17 protein-coding genes are annotated in these 16,461 nt (G+C 69.7%); 5 read left to right on the plus strand and 12 right to left on the minus strand.

Features of this window, described 5'->3' with window-relative positions:
• Positions 1-24 precede the first annotated feature (24 nt).
• From LLS1_RS15255 to LLS1_RS15280, 6 genes are all read right to left on the minus strand, one after another.
• Positions 25-1,245 carry an anhydro-N-acetylmuramic acid kinase gene (locus tag LLS1_RS15255; protein ID WP_226656814.1) on the minus strand — a complete coding sequence of 407 codons (1,221 nt, stop codon included), beginning with the start codon at positions 1,243-1,245 and terminating at the stop codon, positions 25-27.
• Positions 1,242-2,756 carry a glycoside hydrolase family 3 protein gene (locus LLS1_RS15260; protein ID WP_226656816.1) on the minus strand — a complete coding sequence of 505 codons (1,515 nt, stop codon included), beginning with the start codon at positions 2,754-2,756 and terminating at the stop codon, positions 1,242-1,244. Before LLS1_RS15260 ends, LLS1_RS15255 begins: the two co-directional genes overlap by 4 nt.
• Before the next feature lie 10 nt (positions 2,757-2,766).
• Entirely contained in the window at positions 2,767-3,594 is an 828-nt protein-coding gene (locus LLS1_RS15265) for a carbohydrate ABC transporter permease (protein WP_223358967.1), read from the minus strand.
• Positions 3,591-4,568 carry a carbohydrate ABC transporter permease gene (locus tag LLS1_RS15270; protein ID WP_223358966.1) on the minus strand — a complete coding sequence of 326 codons (978 nt, stop codon included), beginning with the start codon at positions 4,566-4,568 and terminating at the stop codon, positions 3,591-3,593. The genes LLS1_RS15265 and LLS1_RS15270 overlap by 4 nt, the downstream gene beginning before the upstream one ends.
• Before the next feature lie 4 nt (positions 4,569-4,572).
• The gene (locus LLS1_RS15275; protein WP_226656818.1) at positions 4,573-5,862 is read right to left on the minus strand and encodes a sugar ABC transporter substrate-binding protein; all 1,290 of its coding nucleotides are present in this window, start codon (positions 5,860-5,862) and stop codon (positions 4,573-4,575) included.
• A gap of 155 nt (positions 5,863-6,017) precedes the next feature.
• On the minus strand, positions 6,018-6,887 hold the full coding sequence (locus LLS1_RS15280; RefSeq protein WP_223358964.1) for a LysR family transcriptional regulator: 870 nt from the start codon (positions 6,885-6,887) through the stop codon (positions 6,018-6,020).
• Between the two features lie 172 nt (positions 6,888-7,059).
• Between LLS1_RS15280 and LLS1_RS15285 the strand changes: the two genes are divergently transcribed.
• Entirely contained in the window at positions 7,060-7,575 is a 516-nt protein-coding gene (locus LLS1_RS15285) for a hypothetical protein (RefSeq protein WP_226656820.1), read from the plus strand.
• A 48-nt stretch (positions 7,576-7,623) separates the two neighbouring features.
• Here LLS1_RS15285 and LLS1_RS15290 read toward each other — a convergent pair whose 3' ends face one another.
• The 5 genes from LLS1_RS15290 to LLS1_RS15310 form a co-directional block, all read right to left on the minus strand.
• Positions 7,624-9,105, minus strand: coding sequence for a peptide MFS transporter (locus LLS1_RS15290; RefSeq protein WP_226656822.1), 1,482 nt, complete (start codon positions 9,103-9,105; stop codon positions 7,624-7,626).
• 43 nt (positions 9,106-9,148) lie between these two features.
• On the minus strand, positions 9,149-9,436 hold the full coding sequence (locus tag LLS1_RS15295) for a WXG100 family type VII secretion target (RefSeq protein WP_226656824.1): 288 nt from the start codon (positions 9,434-9,436) through the stop codon (positions 9,149-9,151).
• Entirely contained in the window at positions 9,433-9,855 is a 423-nt protein-coding gene (locus LLS1_RS15300; RefSeq protein WP_226656826.1) for a hypothetical protein, read from the minus strand. The genes LLS1_RS15295 and LLS1_RS15300 overlap by 4 nt, the downstream gene beginning before the upstream one ends.
• Positions 9,856-9,950: 95 nt before the next feature.
• Positions 9,951-11,798: an alpha/beta hydrolase gene (locus tag LLS1_RS15305; protein ID WP_226656850.1), complete on the minus strand. Its 1,848-nt coding sequence runs from the start codon at positions 11,796-11,798 to the stop codon at positions 9,951-9,953.
• The gene (locus tag LLS1_RS15310; protein WP_226656852.1) at positions 11,798-12,064 is read right to left on the minus strand and encodes a hypothetical protein; all 267 of its coding nucleotides are present in this window, start codon (positions 12,062-12,064) and stop codon (positions 11,798-11,800) included. The genes LLS1_RS15305 and LLS1_RS15310 overlap by 1 nt, the downstream gene beginning before the upstream one ends.
• A 316-nt stretch (positions 12,065-12,380) precedes the next feature.
• Here LLS1_RS15310 and LLS1_RS15315 point away from each other — a divergent pair, with 316 nt between their 5' ends.
• The 4 genes from LLS1_RS15315 (at position 12,381) to LLS1_RS15330 (ending at position 15,577) form a co-directional block, all read left to right on the plus strand.
• Positions 12,381-12,818: an Lrp/AsnC family transcriptional regulator gene (locus LLS1_RS15315; protein ID WP_021763688.1), complete on the plus strand. Its 438-nt coding sequence runs from the start codon at positions 12,381-12,383 to the stop codon at positions 12,816-12,818.
• Between the two features lie 56 nt (positions 12,819-12,874).
• Positions 12,875-13,300, plus strand: coding sequence for an SRPBCC family protein (locus LLS1_RS15320; protein WP_226656854.1), 426 nt, complete (start codon positions 12,875-12,877; stop codon positions 13,298-13,300).
• Positions 13,301-13,388: 88 nt separating this feature from the next.
• Positions 13,389-14,147: a response regulator transcription factor gene (locus LLS1_RS15325; RefSeq protein ID WP_223358955.1), complete on the plus strand. Its 759-nt coding sequence runs from the start codon at positions 13,389-13,391 to the stop codon at positions 14,145-14,147.
• Complete coding sequence (locus LLS1_RS15330; RefSeq protein ID WP_226656856.1) at positions 14,144-15,577, plus strand: cell wall metabolism sensor histidine kinase WalK; 1,434 nt, start codon at positions 14,144-14,146, stop codon at positions 15,575-15,577. The genes LLS1_RS15325 and LLS1_RS15330 overlap by 4 nt, the downstream gene beginning before the upstream one ends.
• 25 nt (positions 15,578-15,602) lie before the next feature.
• Here the strand turns inward: LLS1_RS15330 and LLS1_RS15335 are convergent, their stop codons facing one another.
• On the minus strand, positions 15,603-16,457 hold the full coding sequence (locus tag LLS1_RS15335; protein WP_226656857.1) for an aldo/keto reductase: 855 nt from the start codon (positions 16,455-16,457) through the stop codon (positions 15,603-15,605).
• Between the last annotated feature and the right edge of the window lie 4 nt (positions 16,458-16,461).

Consider the following 16,461-nt stretch of genomic DNA (forward strand, 5'->3'; position numbering starts at 1 on the left):
GTTGGTCCTTTCGTGTGGTGTCGGTCACCGGGACACCGCCTCGGCGGATTCGGCGGCCAGTGTCAGCCCGGCGACGCCGCGCAGGCGGCGGCCGGGGACGGCGTCGGGGGTGAGGCTCAGCCGCCCGAGCACTCGCGCTCGGCCGCGTGGGGTGCCGGGCAGCTCGGCGGGGATGCCGTGCCAGCTCAGGTAGCCGATGAACGCGAAGAGCAGCGACTCCTTGTGGTCCGCGTCGATGCCGAGCGCATCGCTCGGACGGACGTCGACGCCGTGGAGGCCGAGCACGGCGGAGAGCGCGCGCATGAGGGCGGGGTTGCGGGTCCCGCCGCCGGAGACGATCGCCCGGGACGGGACGCGCGAGGAGGAGGAGCGCACCGCGTCGGCGACCGTGCGCGCCGTCAGCGCGGTGAGCGTGGCGACCAGGTCGGCGAGGTCGGGCTGCACGCCCGCTCGTTCCGCCGCCGCGTCGACGACGGAGAGGTCGAACGTCTCGCGTCCGGTGCTCTTCGGGACGGGCGCGGTGAAGTAGGGATGCGCGAGCAGCTCGGCGAGGAGCGCCTCCTCGACCCGGCCGCTCGCCGCGAGCACGCCGTCCGTGTCCTGACCCTGGAGGCCTCCGGTGGCACGTGCGACTGCCGCGTCGATCAGGGCGTTCGCCGGGCCGCTGTCGAAGGCGATCAGGCCGCCGTCCGGCTCGACGATCTGCACGTTGGCGATTCCGCCCAGGTTGACCGTCGCGACCGGTCGGCCGTCACGCGCCGCCTCCCTCGCGAGCCAGGCACGGTCGAAGAGCCCCATCAGCGGGGCGCCTTCGCCACCCGCCGCGATGTCGGCGGAGCGGACGTCCGAGAGCACGGGGACCCCCAGCCGTTCGGCGATCCAGGCGGGCTGACCGACTTGCAGCGTGCCGCGGGCGTGGCCGCCGTCGACCCAGTGATGCAGCGTCTGACCGTGGGAGACCGCCAACTCCACTCCGCCCGTCTTGTCGGCGGCGCCGGCTGCGGCATCCGCGAACTCCTGGCCGGCGAGAGTGTCCATCCGGACGAAATCGGCCGGGGTCAGCGCGTGCCCCTCGACGGCGGAGAGCAGGAGGTCGCGCGTCCGGCCCGACCAGGGGACGGTGCGCCCGAGCACCGATGTCAGGCGCACGGCCGGGCGGTCGGTCGGGTCGACCTCGTCGATGTCCACCACGGCCACGTCGATGCCGTCGACGCTCGTACCGGACTGCAGCGAGAGGATCCTCACGCGGTCACCCCCGCGAGTGTCTCGGCGACGACGTCGGCCGTCACCCGGCTGGAGCCGAAGGTGTCGAGGCCCGGCAGCGGGAGCTCGTCCGCCGCGGGGAGGCCGGTGTTCACGATCACAGAAGCGGGGCGGGCCGCGGCGAGCAGCCCGAGCGCACGGCGCTGCGGCGAGCCCGGCTGGACCGCGTCGACCAGCGCGACGACAGCGGACTCCTCCGGGATGTGCACGAGCGCGTCTCCCAGCACGCCGACCACGTCACGGCCACCGAGCGGACCGACGACCACCCGCGCGGCGACGAGCGCGGCGCTGAACGGTTCCGCGGTCGAGGCCACCGCGGCGCTCGCACGATCCCGCAGGTCGAGCACCACGCGATCGCGCGCTGGCACGACGACGTCGCCGCGCACGACGAGCGCCTCGCGCACGACCCGGGCCGGGTCGAACTCACCGAGCTCGCCTGTGGAGGCGCCTCCGGCGCGCGCAGCCGCCGCTGTCCAGTCGGAGAGGTCCGCCACCGAACGGGCGGCCCGCTCGAGCGCGGCGACCGGGAGGGTCCCGTCGTCGACGGCGGCGAAGAGCGCATCGCGCACCTCCGCGTAGTCGTCCAGGTCGCTGCTGGCGCCGTGCTTGGGTCCGAGGTCGGAGGGGTTGCCGATGCAGAGCAGGTCGGCACCCGCGAGGATCGCGCGGACCGCCCCCGCGCCGGCACCGAACTCGGCGCGGATGGCGGCCATGTCGAGGGCGTCGGTGATGATGGCGCCGGTGAAGCCGCGCTCCCGCAGCATCCCGAGGACGCGAGGGTCCAGGGTGGCGGGGAGGTCGCCGAACGCGTCGACGACTACGTGCGACGTCATCACGGCGGCCACGCCCGCGTCGATCGCAGCCTGGAACGGCGGCAGGTGCTCGGCCTCCACCTCGCTGCCGGGCAGACTCACATGCGGGAGCCCGAGGTGCGAGTCGACGGCCGTGTCCCCGTGGCCGGGGAAGTGCTTGACGCAGGCGGCGACCCCGCCCGCCTGCAGCCCCGAGACCATCGCGGCGACGTGCCGCCCCACGAGCGCCGCGGTCGACCCGAAGGAGCGTGTCCCGATGACGGGGTTGCGCGGGTTCGTGTTGACGTCGGCGACCGGCGCGAGCACGACGTCGGCACCGGAGGCGCGGACGCGGCGCGCGAGCTCGACTCCCGCCGCCCGGGTGGTCGCGGTGTCGTCGACGCGACCCAGCTGGGACGCGCTCGGGAGCGTGGAGCCGCCCGCCGCCTCCAGCCGCGTGACCGTGCCGCCCTCCTCGTCCACGCCGAGGAGCACGCCCGGGCGCGCCTCACGGAGCCGGGCCGAGAGGGCGGGGAGCTGCGCCGGGTCCGCCGCATCGATGTTCTGGCCGAAGTACACGGCTCCGGCCAGGCCCTCGTCCAACGCCTGCAACAGCCAGTCCGGTGCAGCGGTGCCGAGGAATCCCGGCCACAGCACGCCCGCGACGAGCGAGCGGACGGCGGGATCGGTGCTCGCGCTCATCCCGTGCCTCCTAGCCCTTGACCGCGCCGGCGACCAGGCCGCTCGAGAGGCGGCGCTGCACCAGCACGAAGAACACCATGACAGGGATGGTGATGAGCGTCGACGCCGCCATCACGTAGCCCCACTCGTTGGTGTGCTCGCCGAAGAACTGCTTGAGACCGATCGCCACGGTGTAGTTCTCGGTGGCGCCGCCGAGAAGGGTCATGGCGAAGATGAACTCGTTCCAAGCGGTGATGAAGGCGAAGACACTGGTCGCGACCAGGCCCGGCATCACCAGCGGGAACAGCACCGAGCGGAACATCCGCCACCAGCTGGCGCCGTCGAGGTACGCGGCCTCCTCCAGCTCGACCGGTACGGCCGCGACGAACCCGCGCAGCATCCAGATGCCGAACGGCAGGGAGAGCGCGACGTACACGACGATGAGGCCGAGCAGCTGGTTCAGGAGGCCGAGGTCGCGCACCTGCACGAAGAGCGGGATCACGAGCGCCTCGAGCGGCACCATCTGCACCGTGAGGATCATGAACAGCATCGCGGTGCGGAACCTGAAGTTGAACCGGGCCACAGCGACCGAGGCCAGCAGTGCGAGCACTGCCGAGATGACGACCACCGCGACGGCCACGATCAGCGAGTTGCGCAGGAAGACGCCGAAGCCCGCCTGCGTCAGGACGTAGGTGAAGTTGTCGAGCGTGAACTCCTGCGGCACGAGCGACTGCCCGCCGCTCGAGGCGCGCTTGTCGAACGCGCTGGAGATCATCCAGTAGACCGGGAAGAGCGTGAAGATCAGGAGGACGGTGACGGCGACGGCCTTGCCGATGTTGCCGCGGACGGTGCGCTTCACAGCTTCTCCTCCTTGAGCATGGTGCGGACGTAGATCACGGTGATCACCAGGAGGACGATGGTCAGCAGCACCGCGATGGCGGAGCCAAAGCCGTAGCGGTTCTGGCCGAACGACTCCACGTACGACCAGACGCCCAGATTGAGCACCTGCCGGTTGGAGCCGGAGCCGCCGGGCATCAGGTACACCTGCGCGAAGACCTTGAAGTCCCAGATGGTGGACAGGATGATCACGACCGCGAAGACCTGCTTGAGCGACGGGACGATGATCGAGAAGAAGCGGCGGACCGCGCCGGCGCCGTCCATCGCGGCCGCCTCCAGCATCTCCTTCGAGACGCCCAGGAGGCCCGCGAGCACGGTGATCGCGACGAACGGGAAACCGTGATGGATCACGTTCAGCAGCACGATCGCGTAGAAGCTGATCGGGTTGGTGAACCAGTTGAACGACTCGTGCATCAGGCCGAGGTTCTTGAGCACCTGGTTGACGATGCCGTTGTCGGCGTCGAAGATCCAGATCCAGACATAGGTGCCCGTCACCGCGGGCATCGCCCAGGCGACCATGATCGCGCTGCCGACGACGGTGCGCCACGTGGGCCCGAGGTTCGCCATCAGCAGCGCGACGAGCGTGCCGAGGGCGACCGTGCCGGCGACCGACAGGATGGCGAAGACGACCGTGTTCGGAAGCGCCACCGTCCACAGCGTGGAGTTGCCGAAGATCTCGGCGTAGTTGTCGAAGCCGATGAAGTTCGTCTTGCCGCTGACGATCTCGCGCAGGCCATAGTCCTGCAGGGAGAAGATCACGACACGCACCAGCGGCCAGAGGAGCAGGCCTGCGAGCACGACGAGAGCGGGCGCCAGCAGCAGCCACGGCCGGCTCACGGCGATGAACGAGCGCTTGCGCTTCGGGGCGGAGGCGCCGGGGCGCCGGCCGCGCGCGGTGCGCACGGCCGGCGTCTCGGGGTGAACGTCGATGGCCATCGGGCTACTTGTCGTTCAGCAACTGGGTCATCTCCTTGGCCGCGTCGGTCGTCGCCTGGTCGACCGTCTTCTGCCCGGAGAGGATGGACTGGATCATCGCGTTGGTCGTCTGCTTGGCCTGCACGGCGCCGAACTGCGGGGTGACCGGCACCGACGCTCCACCGTCGACCATCTGCGTGGCGAACGGCTTGACCAGCGGGTCGTCGGACTCCATCGCCTTCTTGACGAGGGAGTTGAGGCCCGAGAAGTAGCCGGTCTGCGACGCCCACTCGGACGCGAACTTGCCGGTCGTCATCAGCTCGACGAACTTCCAGGCCAGGTCCTTGTTCTTCGCCGTGTTGAAGACGCTGAGGTGCGACCCGCCGAGCACCGAGGGGCTGATGCCGCCGTCCTTGCCCGGAATCGGGGTCGCCGCGATCTTGCCCTTGAGGTCGGGGGCCTTCTGCACGATGGTGGCCGGGGTCCACGACCCCTGGATGGCCATGGCCACCTTGCCCTGGTTGAAGTTGTCGAGCACGTCGGTCTCCTTCCAGGTGGTGGCGCCGGAGGTGGAGAAGCCGTACTTCGTCGCGAGGTCGGTGTAGAACTGGATGCCCTCACGCGACTTGGCGCTGTCGAGACCCGAGGTCCAGGTGCCGCCCTTCTCGGTGGCGACCTGGCCGCCCGCACCCCACACCCACGGGTAGACACCGAACTCGGCGGTGCCCGGTACGGCGAACGGGATCATGTCCGGCTTCGCAGCCTTGATCTTCTCGCCCGCGGCAACGATGTCGTCCCACGTCTTGGGCGCCTCGATGCCGAGCTCCTGGAAGACATCGGCGCGGTAGACGAGGCTGCGGACGCCCGCGTACCACGGCATGCCGTAGAGCTCGCCGTCATAGGTGCCGGACTCCTTGAGGCCTTTCACCAGGTCGTCCTCGAGACCGGCCTTCTTCACCTCGTCGCCGATCGGCGCGAGGGCGCCCGCGTCCGCGAATTCGGCGGTCCAGGTGGTGCCGGTCTCCGCGACGTCGGGCGTGGTGTTGCCCGCGATCGAGGTGACGAACCGGTCGTGAGCGTCGGCCCACTGGACGAACTGAACGTCGAGCGTGGCTCCGGTCTCCTTCGTGAACGCGTCGCCGACCTCCTTGAAAAAGGCGGTGGAGTCGGGGTTGGTGCCCTGCATGATCCACACGCTGAGCTTCTGGCCCTTCGCGTCGACCGAGTCTCCATCGCTGCTGCCACCGCTCGAGCAGGCCGTGAGGGCCAGCGCGGCGATGGTGACGGCGGCGACGGAGAGGTAGCGCTTCTTCATGGTGCTGTCTCCTCTTCGAAACCGGGAATGTGTCGGCGGACGAAGCGTCTCGCCCCGGTGAAACTATCCTTCATGCTTCGCTGAACGCATGCAAGTTGCTTCCACCCTACACAAGTAAAAGTTGTGTTACAGCGGACGAGAACCCGATGGGTGGCTCAGTCGATGCTGACCTGGCGCAGGAACGCGGCCGCCGCGGGGCTCGGCTCCTCCGCCGCGGCGACCGCGACCGTCCACTTCGGCACGTCGCCCGCGAGCGGCACGGCGCGCAGTTGCTCCGGCCGCTTGCGCGCGAAGCTCATCGGCACGATCGCCACACCGAGGTCGTAACCGACCAGGTCGAGCAGCGGGTGCACGTCGTTGACCTCCATCGCCGGGCGATAGTCCATGCCGGCCGCCGCGAACGCGCGGCGAGTGAGCGCCTGCGCACCCCAGCCTTCCTGGAAGCCGATCATCGTCTCGTCGCGCAGGCTCTCGATCGGAAGGGCGTCCTCGCCCGAGTAGCGGTGATCCGGGTGGCAGAGCATGAGCAGGTCCTGCGTGCTGAGCCGGCGCAGGCGCACCCCCGCCGGCGTGTGGCCGGTGTCGACGACGAGCGCGACGTCGACCTGTCCGTTCGCGACCGCATCCACCAGCTCGACGGATCCGGTCTGGCGCAGCCGCACCTCCACCCCGGGGTTGGCGGTGCGGAAGGCTGCGAGTTCGGCCGGGAGGTCGACCGAGCCCAGGCAGGGTTCGGCCCCGATCGTCAGGCGGCCTCGCTGGAGGCCGCGCACTGCGGCGACCGCGTCCCGAGCGGCGGCCGCGCTGGCGAGCGTGCGCACGGAGTCGGCGAGCAGCGCCTGGCCTGCGGTGGTCAGCTCGACGCGGCGTGTGCTGCGGACGAAGAGGGAGGTGCCGAGCTCCTGTTCCAGGGAGCGGATGGAGGCCGAGAGACCTGACTGCGAGATCTGCAGCAGTTCGGCCGCCCGGGTGAAGTGGCGCTCCTCGGCGACGGTGACGAAGTGCTCGAGCTGGCGCAGTTCCATTCATCCAGGATAGTGCTGAATCGACGGACCTCGATCTGAATGGGTGATCCCGGCGGGACGCCGTCCGCGTGTGGGAGGGGCACCGCGAGCGGACCGCATGGATCGCGGCCGCGGCCGCATGCGTTCCGTCAGGATCGGCGTCCGGCACCTGCGCACGGCCTAGACCGGGAGCATGACACTCACCCGCATCCTTCCGACCCTCCGCCGCAGCATCCCCGAACCTCTGGACGCGTCCCGCTGGCCCGCGCACACCCACCCGACGACCACCGATGTCGTCATCGCCGGCGTCTCCCTCGCCCGGCTCGCCGACTGGTGCACGACACCGTGCGTCCACACCGACGACGATGCCGCCGCGATCGTCGCGACGGTCACGGCGGTGGCCCCGCACCCCGGCGGCGGCCTCGACATCCGGCTCGACGCCGATATCGCAGCCGTGGCGGCGGAGACGGCGCAGGCACGGCTCATCGGACGCGCATCCCCGGCGCCGCTCTGCCTCGCCCACCTCGGACCGCTGCTCCTGGAGCTCCCCACCGACCTCCACAACGGCGACCGTGTCGCTCTCCCCGCGCACGGCCGCATCACCCGCAGCCAGGTCGACCTGCACCGCGCAGCCCGCTCGCGCGCGCAGGACGCTTCGGCGGGTGCGGATGCGGGGGCGCCTGACCCGTCCGGGCACTGCGCCCGGTGACCGTCGCTCCTGCCGGCTGTTGGACCTGCCGGCCGTTCTCCCGATCGGTCAGCGGACTCCGCGCATCATCCGGAGCACCCACGGGCTGAGGAGGGCGAGCAGCGCGCCGACCCCGACGGCGACTCCCCCGATGATCCCGAAGTAGATGCCCTCTGTGGACGGCGCGTAGAGCGTGGCGAGTTGTCCCGCCATCGCCGTTCCGAGGGCGACCGAGAGGAAGTACAGGGCGACCATCTGGGCCTGGAACGCGTGCGGCGCGAGTTTCGTCGACGCCGAGAGACCCACTGGCGAGATCAGCAGTTCGGCGACGGTGAAGACGAAGAGGATGCCGATGATGGCCAGCAACGGGGTGCTGTTCTCGCCTCCCCCCGCCCAGAACAGGAACAGCCAGAATGCGATCCCCATCAGCACCGTGCCCGCCGCGAACTTGAGCGGCGTGGCTGGCTGCTTCTCGCCCCACGTGGTCCAGATCGCCGCGAAGACGCCCGAGAGGATGATGATGAAGACCGGGTTGATGGACTGCACCCACGACACCGGGAACTCCCACCCGAAGAGGTTCCGGTCGAGGCGCTCGTCGGAGTAGATCGTCAGCACCGTGAACTGCTGCTGGTAGAGCGACCAGAACGCGGCGTTCGTGATGAAGAGCGGGATGAATGCGATGATGCGGCTGCGCTCGTCGGCGCTGAGGAGGCGGGACGACAGGATGACCGCGAAGTACGCGATCGCCGCCGCGACCGTGAGCACGATGACGACGAGTGCGAGGTTGCGCGCCGTGATCACTCCGGTGAGCACCAGCGCGAGCACGATGATGACGCCCGCCGCGCTGATCCCGATGATGAGCGGGTAGCGCTTCGCGGGCAGCGGGTTCGGCACGGCGCGCGCTTCGTCGGGAAGCCGTCTGCGTCCGAGGGAGTACTGGATGAGCCCGATCGCCATCCCGACCGCGGCGAGCCCGAACCCGTAGTGGAACCCGAGCGTGGTCTGCATCAGCCCGGTGAGCAGAGGGCCGAAGAACCCCCCGAGGTTGATGCCGAGGTAGAACAGCGAGAAGCCGGCGTCCCGCCGAGGGTCGTGCTCCGCGTAGAGCGTTCCGACGATCCGGGTGGCGTTCGCTTTCAGCCCGCCGCTGCCGACGGCGACGAAGATCAGGCCGACGATCACGCCCGAGAACCCGGGGAGCAGCGCCAGCGCAACGTGTCCTGCCATGATGACGACCGCACTCCAGAACAGCACGCGCTCCGACCCGAACAGCCGGTCGGCCAGCCACGCCCCGAGGATCGTCGAGAGGTACACGGCGCCGCCGTACGCGCCGACGATGCCGGTGGCGGTCGCCTTGTCGAGCCCGAGGCCGCCCTCCGTGGCCGAGTGGTAGAGGTAGATGAGCAGGATGCCCTGCATCCCGTAGAACGAGAACCGCTCCCACATCTCCACGCCGAAGATGTTCGCCAACGCCCGCGGCTGCCCGAAGAACCCCCGGCCCTCCCGACCGCCCCGCGACGGCACCGCCTTCACGTCCTTGGTGTCGCTCATGTCCACATGCTCCCACCGCACCTGCACCGAGGGGAGGCCGCGCTCACTCGAACATCTCCGCGACCGCCCGATCGACTTCCCGGTAGGTGACCGCCGCCTCCGCGGCCAGGTCTGCCGCGCCGGCCAGTGCCTCCACCTGGGCACGATGGCCGCCCTCCCACCGCACATGCGCCTCGACGAACCGTTCCCGCGCCTCCCCTGACCACCCCTCCCTCACCGTCCGCGCCGCCGTCGCGAGTTCCTCCCGCCCCTCGACCAGCCGATCCCGCCGACGCCGAAGCTCCGCGGCCAGCTCGTCGAGCTCCTCCGGATCCACACGGAACTCGGTCATGACGAGAGATCATCCCTGTCGGCGTCGACGGGGACGCAGCGACTGTAGCCAGTGAAATCGGCGTATCCGTCACCGATGGTGAATACCACACCGAAGCCCTCCTCAGTCGTCCCAGTGAGGTACGCCGGGTAGGAGACAACCTTCCGTGGCGGAGTCATGCGATCGTCGGAGACGATGTCCGCCGGATAACCGAGCCGATTCCAGAGCTGAGCGATCTGCACCGCGATCGCATGCGGTGTCTGGTCGAGTTCACCGAAACGCTGCGTGAACCGAGCCCAGCTCTCCTGCTCGTCCGCCAAGCTCAATCGCGTGCAACCCCTCCATTCGGCCGACGACGCTGGGTTCCATCCGTCGCCCACGACCGCGAGAGTCTGTTCGTAGAGCGTGTCCACCTCCGCGCGCGCCCGGTCGTGCTCCATCTCGTGGTTCCCTTCTGCTTCTGTCGCCTGTACCGCGCAGCCCGAGAACAACACCGCAATCAGCGACACCCCCACGGCAGCGCACCGGCTCCGGTTTAACGCCCCCATTGCTGCATCCGCTCCTCGGTTCGCCAGCCGAATCGGTCATCGGGCGTCCCCGCGTAGTCGAGTTCGCCACCTCGACCCATCGTCGCCATCCCAGTTGCATACTGGGCAGACGAGAGTCCGTCGAGATAGCTCGGCTCGTCGTCCGTTCCGAATGGCCCATGGCTCCCTACTCCTCGCAGGTCATGGCCGTCGATCGTGGTCCGCTCCGAGGTGAACACGTTCGCTCCGTAGCCGGGAGTCGTGGGGTCCGTGCGGCCGGAGAACACCTGCCCGACGGGGGCCCACTCGTCCCCAACGGCTTGAGTCGCGAACACCTGCCCGGCAGGGACATTGAGGTCGGCCGCCTCCTGAACGCCGGCGACTCCTGCGGAACCCAGCAGGACGACATTGCCCGCCCCGATGCCTTCTCGCCCGAGTGCGATCGCTGCCACATTTGTCCCGTAGGAGTGCGCAATCACCGAAAGTCCTGGTGACTGGCTTTCCCAACCCTGGAGCGCTTGGATGCCTTGCATCTTGTGGGCGAGACGGTCGGCCCCAGCTTCGGCGATCCCGTTGCCAAGCACGCCGAGGACGTCAATACCGCCAGGCGGGTCATAATCCAACCAAGCGATCACGGCGATCTTGGATGAGTCAAGGCCAGACAACCTCGACTGCAGATCCCACATCGTCGCCGACGCGATCCCGTACCGCCCCACATCCCCCGCCGTCGTGCCCATGCCCGGGACGATCAGGCTGATGTGCTCGACGTCGTCGATGAGGCCGGTGCTGAGGGCGACCTTGGTGCGGTCGCCGGGCTGATAGGCGTAGAGCTGGTGCGGCGGGGTTCCGTCGGGGCCGCTGCCGAACGCGCGGCGGATGGCGTTGAGTTCGGCGAGGAGTTTCTCCTCGCGTTCGACGATGGCGCGTGCCGCCGCGCGTGTTCCGGGGTCGGAGCTCTCCAGGAGCCTCCGGGCGTCCTCGCGTCGCTTCTCGGCGTCGGCGATGTCGTTCGTCAGCATGCGGGCGTTGACCTCGGAGCGAGTGCGGGCGTCGACGCCGTCGAGGTTGCCGATGACGCGCGGGAGGTTCTGGGCGAGGCGAGACCGTGTGGCGTCGTCGAGGCCCCGCCACCAGGCGGCGACGGAGGCCGGCCCGAGATCGAGAAGGCGGGCCAGGAGGCCGGGGTGCGCCGCCGCGTACGACTGGAGTTCGGCGGGACTCATTCGGCGCAGGTCGCGGAGGAGCTTCTTCTCTCCGGCGTGCGCCATCACCTCGGCGAGGCCGGCGGGCACCGGAGCGGTGCCGAACACGGAGCCGGTCACGGCGCGGTCGGCGATGGCGCCGAGCACCCGGGCCGTGGCCGCGTCGCTCGCCGCGATCGCCGCGCGCGCGTCATCGAGGAGGGCCTCGGCGTTGTCGCGGATGGCGATCCCCGGATCGACGAAGACGGACACGACGGGCAGCGCGAACGGAGTGCTCGCTGCGCGTGCCTGCTCCTGGTCGTATTCACGGCGAGCGGCCGCGGTCGCCGCTTCACCGCGCGACCACTCCTCGATCGCCCGGGACGCGGACCGGAGCGCCGCCTCCACATCCTCCGCGTGCGATCGCAGGACGAATGCGGCGTCGTGATAGGCCGCCCCGGCCGCCTCCACCCGGGCGAGATGTCGCTCGCGGGCCGACTCGAAGGCGTCGGCCCCCGCCCCCGTCCAGGAGTCGACCACCGCCGTACGGTGGGAGGCCGCGGCGACCTCGATCGAACGGGCGTGCGCCGCCCAGAGCTCCGCCTGCTCTCGCTCCCCCGACGGATCGCCCGCGATCAGAGCGCCCGGATCCGTGACCTCCCCCAGGCTGCCCATCAGTTCCCTCCGACGCGGCCGCGGCTCGCGAGCGCCGCGTCGGCCTCGCCATACAGAGCGACCGTGCGACGCACCCGTGCGACGAACTCCATCTCGTCGCCGGCGATCGCCGCGTCAGCCCCTCTCCAGGCTGTCGACACCCGCGTGGCCGCGGCGCGCACGGGACCATCTCCGAAAACGGGCGCGGCCGGGGGCGGCTCCGGGAACCCCGCGAAACGCCCTTCGCACGCACCGATCGACTCAGTCTCCACCCCCACGGTTACCATGCATCGACCGTAATCGACATGCAATACAAACATCAATGCTTGTATTTCATGCATCTCGTGAGACGTCACAAATCCATCGCGAAGCTCGGAGTCGGCGGCATCGACCCAGCGCTCGCATCGGATCGTGCCACACAAGAAACGTGCTGGAAAACAGGCCGTGACGCACCGAATCGTTACCCGGTCGAGCAGTGACGCTCGCTCGACTGCGTCATGGCCCCGCGCCCACACAACTCCGAGCAGAGCCGCCCTCACCCTCCGCGCATGATTCCCGCGTAACACTGACGGACACGCAACGATCCACCGTATGCTTGCGCCCGTGGACAACCTCGATCGCAGCATCCTCGACCTCCTCCGTCAGAACGCTCGCGCGGGGTACGGCGACATCGGCTCGGTCGTGGGCCTCTCCGCCTCCGCCGTGAAGCGCCGCGTGGACCGCCTGGTCGCCGACGGCGTGATTCGCGGGTTCACCATCCAGGTCGACCCTGCGATCGACGGCATGAGCACCGAGGCCTACGTCGAGCTGTTCTGCCGCGGGACCGTGTCGCCGGAGGAACTCCTGCGCATCCTTTCCGCGGTGCCCGAGGTCGTCGACGCCGGCACCGTCACGGGCAGCGCGGACGCGATCGTCCACATCCGCTCCCGCGACATCCCGAGCCTGGAGGCGGCGCTCGAGAAGGTGCGGCTCGCGCCCAACGTCGATCACACCCGCAGCGCGATCGTCCTGTCGCGGCTGATCAACCGCGGCAACTCCTGACCGATCGCGTCGCGAAACTTCAAGACGCGACGCCCGGCCCGGCCCAGACTGCAGGCATGAGCGAAACAGCACGAGCCGACCTTCATATCGCCGCCGACCGGAACGCCCTCTGGAATGCCCTGACGGACGCGGACACCATCGCGCGGTACATGTACGGCACCCGCGTGACCACGGATTGGCGCGAAGGGTCACCGATCGTCTACCAGGGCGAATGGGAGGGAGCAGCGTACGAGGACAAGGGAACGATCCTCGAGATCATCCCCGGCGAGCGCCTCGTGACCAGCTACTACAGCCCGCTGAGCGGCAAACCCGACGAGCCGCAGAGCTATCAGACGGTCTCCTACCAGCTCGCGGACGACGGGGACGGCACCGTCGTGACGATCACCCAGGATGGCTGCGCCGACCGGGGGGAAGCCGAGCGCATGAGCGCGAATTGGGCCGCGACGCTGGAGTCCCTGCGCGCGGTCGTCGAAGAAGTCTGAACGTCCTCTGCGAGAATCCTCATCCCCCGCGATCCCCTCGGCCCCCGGAACCGAGCGCCACCACGGCGAACAGTGGCACGATGGGCGCATGAAGCTGCTCGTTGTGGAAGACGACCCGGACATGGGAGGCCTCGTCCAGCGCGGTCTCGCCGCCGAAGGATACGACGTCACCCTCGTGACCAACGGCGTGGACGCCCTGATCGCGTTGCGCAGCGACGCCTATTCGGCGGCGGCCATCGACGTGATGCTGCCGGGGATGAGCGGGTTCGAGCTGTGCCGCCACATCCGTGAGGCGGCGAACCCGATGCCCATCCTCCTGCTCACCGCGCGCGACGCGATCGAGGACCGCGTGCACGGCCTCGACTCCGGTGCGGATGACTACCTCACGAAGCCGTTCGCCTTCGCCGAGCTCGCCGCGCGCGTGCGCGCACTCCTCCGTCGCGAGCCGACCGGGATGCGGCCGCAGGTGACGGTCGGCCGCCTCACCGTCGACTCGCACGAGCACCAGGCGCTGGTCGACGGCCACGAGATGCCGCTCAGCCGTCGCGAGTTCACGCTGCTGCGCCTGTTCGCCACCAACCCGGACAAGACGCTCTCCCGCGCGGACATCCTCGAGTCGGTGTGGGGCACCACCGAGAACATCGGCACCAACGTGATCGACCAGTACGTCTCATACCTGCGCAAGAAGCTCGATCTGGCGGAGGCCGGCCTCTCCATCGTCACCGAACGCGGACGGGGATACCGGCTCGATGCCAAGAACGCGCTCGACGCGAAGGGTTCCGCAGACGCGCGGGATTCCGCGGAGGTCGCGGCGGACGAGAAGCTGACGGAGAAGTCGACGTCGTGAGGTGGCTGCGGCGGCTGTCGATCACGGCGCGTATCACCATCGGCAGCCTCCTCGTCGCCTCGCTCTTCGGCCTGGCGGCGGTCGTCGTCATCCGCATCGGGGTCGCGTCCATCCTCCACAATGCCACCGTCACCCTCCTCAACAACGACATCGCGGCTCCCGCCGAGTCCGTGCAGAACAACCCGCGCGGCCCGTTCGACCTCCCCGGAGGCGGACAGGAACTCGCCGTCGTGGACGCGAACGGCGAGCTCCTCGCCTCCACGCTTCCTGCGGCGATGGAACCGAAGATCGACAAGCTGATCTCGATCGGCGACACCCCGACGATGTTCCAGCTCGGCGACGATCAGTATCTCGTCCTGACCGAGAAGGTCGACACCACGAACGGCGTCGTGCACATCGTCGCCGCCCGCAACGACGAGACGACCGCCCTCATTCTCGACCGTCTGACGGCCGCGCTGCTGATCGGTGCCGGCGTGCTCATCCTGGGCTTCGGCGGCGCGTCGTGGCTGCTGGCGCGTGCAGCGCTGAGCCCGGTGAGCCGGATGCGCGAGCAGGCCGAGCTGATCGCCGGCGAGGAGCGCTCCAATCAGGAGCCGTCGATCGGACTGCTGACCGTCGGCCCGGCGCAGGACGAGCTGTCCGAGCTCGCCACGACCCTCAACGACCTCATCCGGCGCCTCCGGGCCTCCGCGGATCGCGAACGGCAGATGGTCTCGGACGCCAGCCACGAGCTGCGGACACCGCTCGCCGTGCTGCGCGGGCAGCTGGAGCTCGCCGAGCTCGATGCCGGTGACCCGGAGGCACTGCTTGTCGACATCCGCTCGTCGCACGCGACGGCACTGCGCCTCGGGCAGCTCGCGAACAACCTGCTCGAGCTCTCCCGCATCGAGGCCGGCCCGACGAGCGGCCGCATCGACTGGCGCACGCTCGTGGACGAGCTCACCGACGCCATCGACCGCGCGCGGCTCCTCGCCAGCGGCGATGACGACGCCGGGAGCATTTCAGTCGACTTCGAATACGACCCCCGGCGCCGCCCCGCTACGGATGCCCGGATCGCCCTGAGCCCGACGGATGTCGGCCGTATCCTGGACAACCTGCTCGGCAATGCGATCACCGCGATCCGCTCCGTTCCCGACCACGGCGAGGCGACCGTGACGGCCGAGATCGCGCTCGAGGCGGAACGGGTCGTGCTCACGGTGCGGGACACCGGACCGGGCATGCCCGAGGATTTCATCCCCGTCGCACTGGATCGCTTCACCCGTGCCGACGGCGCGCGCACGTCGACGTCGGGCGGCAGCGGCGGTCTCGGGTTGGCGATCGTCGCCGCACTGGCAGGCTCAGCCGGCGGGGAGGTGGTTCTCGCCAACGGTGAGCCCGCGGGGTTGATCGTCACGGTGTCGCTGCCGCTGGTGCGTTCGAACGACCAGTGACCGTCGCGGTCGGCGACCGTCGGCGTCAGTGACCGCTGCGATCCGAGTCCACGCCCGCGCCCGGACCTTCGTCGAGGGAGTCCAGCGCCCGAAGGTCATCGGTGTCGAGCTCGAATGCGAACGCGGCCAGGTTGTCAGCCATCCGCTGCGGGTTCGCCGACTTCGGGATGACCACGAGCCCGTTCTGGATGTGCCAGCGGAGCACGATCTGGGCCGGCGTGCGGCCGTGCTTCTGCGCCAGCTGCGCCAGGACGGGCGCCGCGAGGAGGTCGCCCTGGCCGCCGCCCAGCGGACTCCATGACTCCGTCAGGATGCCGCGCTCGGCGTCGTAGGCCCGCTGCTCCCGGCGGGTGATCGCCGGGCTGAGCTGGATCTGGTTGACCGCGGGGACGATCCCGGTCGCGTCGATGAGCCGGTCGAGGTGGGCGGGCTTGAAGTTGGAGACGCCGATGGCGCGCGCCTTGCCCGCCTCCCGGAGGCGGACGAAGGTCTCCCAAGTGGAGACGAACTCGTCGCGGGCCGGGAGCGGCCAGTGGATGAGGAGCAGGTCGACGTAGTCGAGGCCGAGCCGGTCGAGGCTGGCCTCCAGCCCGGCGACGGCGCGATCCTGGCCCTGGTACTCGCCGTCGAGCTTCGTCGTCACGAACCACTCGTCGCGCGCGACACCGCTGGCGGCCAGTCCGCGGCCGACTCCGACCTCGTTGCCGTACTTCACCGCCGTATCGACGTGCCGGTAGCCGAGGCCGGCGGCCGCGACCACGGCTTCCTCGACCGCCGCATCGTCCAGCGGCCACGTGCCGAGCCCGAGCTGCGGGATGCTCCCGCCCGAGTTCAATGGAAGGGCGGGGACGGTGGACGGAACGGGTCCGGGAGTCGTCATGCGC

Source organism: Leifsonia sp. LS1, assembly GCF_020521355.1.
Lineage (GTDB): Bacteria > Actinomycetota > Actinomycetes > Actinomycetales > Microbacteriaceae > Leifsonia.

Bases quoted from the DNA above. Each gene is read 5' to 3' on its own strand.
- LLS1_RS15310 (WP_226656852.1), bottom strand. From the start codon at position 12,064: ATGGTAACCGTGGGGGTGGAGACTGAGTCGATCGGTGCGTGCGAAGGG.
- LLS1_RS15295 (WP_226656824.1), bottom strand. From the start codon at position 9,436: ATGACCGAGTTCCGTGTGGATCCGGAGGAGCTCGACGAGCTGGCCGCG.
- LLS1_RS15325 (WP_223358955.1), top strand. From the start codon at position 13,389: ATGAAGCTGCTCGTTGTGGAAGACGACCCGGACATGGGAGGCCTCGTC.
- LLS1_RS15290 (WP_226656822.1), bottom strand. From the start codon at position 9,105: ATGAGCGACACCAAGGACGTGAAGGCGGTGCCGTCGCGGGGCGGTCGG.
- LLS1_RS15275 (WP_226656818.1), bottom strand. From the start codon at position 5,862: ATGAAGAAGCGCTACCTCTCCGTCGCCGCCGTCACCATCGCCGCGCTG.
- LLS1_RS15305 (WP_226656850.1), bottom strand. From the start codon at position 11,798: ATGGGCAGCCTGGGGGAGGTCACGGATCCGGGCGCTCTGATCGCGGGC.
- LLS1_RS15285 (WP_226656820.1), top strand. From the start codon at position 7,060: ATGACACTCACCCGCATCCTTCCGACCCTCCGCCGCAGCATCCCCGAA.
- LLS1_RS15280 (WP_223358964.1), bottom strand. From the start codon at position 6,887: ATGGAACTGCGCCAGCTCGAGCACTTCGTCACCGTCGCCGAGGAGCGC.
- LLS1_RS15270 (WP_223358966.1), bottom strand. From the start codon at position 4,568: ATGGCCATCGACGTTCACCCCGAGACGCCGGCCGTGCGCACCGCGCGC.
- LLS1_RS15300 (WP_226656826.1), bottom strand. From the start codon at position 9,855: ATGGAGCACGACCGGGCGCGCGCGGAGGTGGACACGCTCTACGAACAG.
- LLS1_RS15260 (WP_226656816.1), bottom strand. From the start codon at position 2,756: ATGAGCGCGAGCACCGATCCCGCCGTCCGCTCGCTCGTCGCGGGCGTG.
- LLS1_RS15335 (WP_226656857.1), bottom strand. From the start codon at position 16,457: ATGACGACTCCCGGACCCGTTCCGTCCACCGTCCCCGCCCTTCCATTG.
- LLS1_RS15320 (WP_226656854.1), top strand. From the start codon at position 12,875: ATGAGCGAAACAGCACGAGCCGACCTTCATATCGCCGCCGACCGGAAC.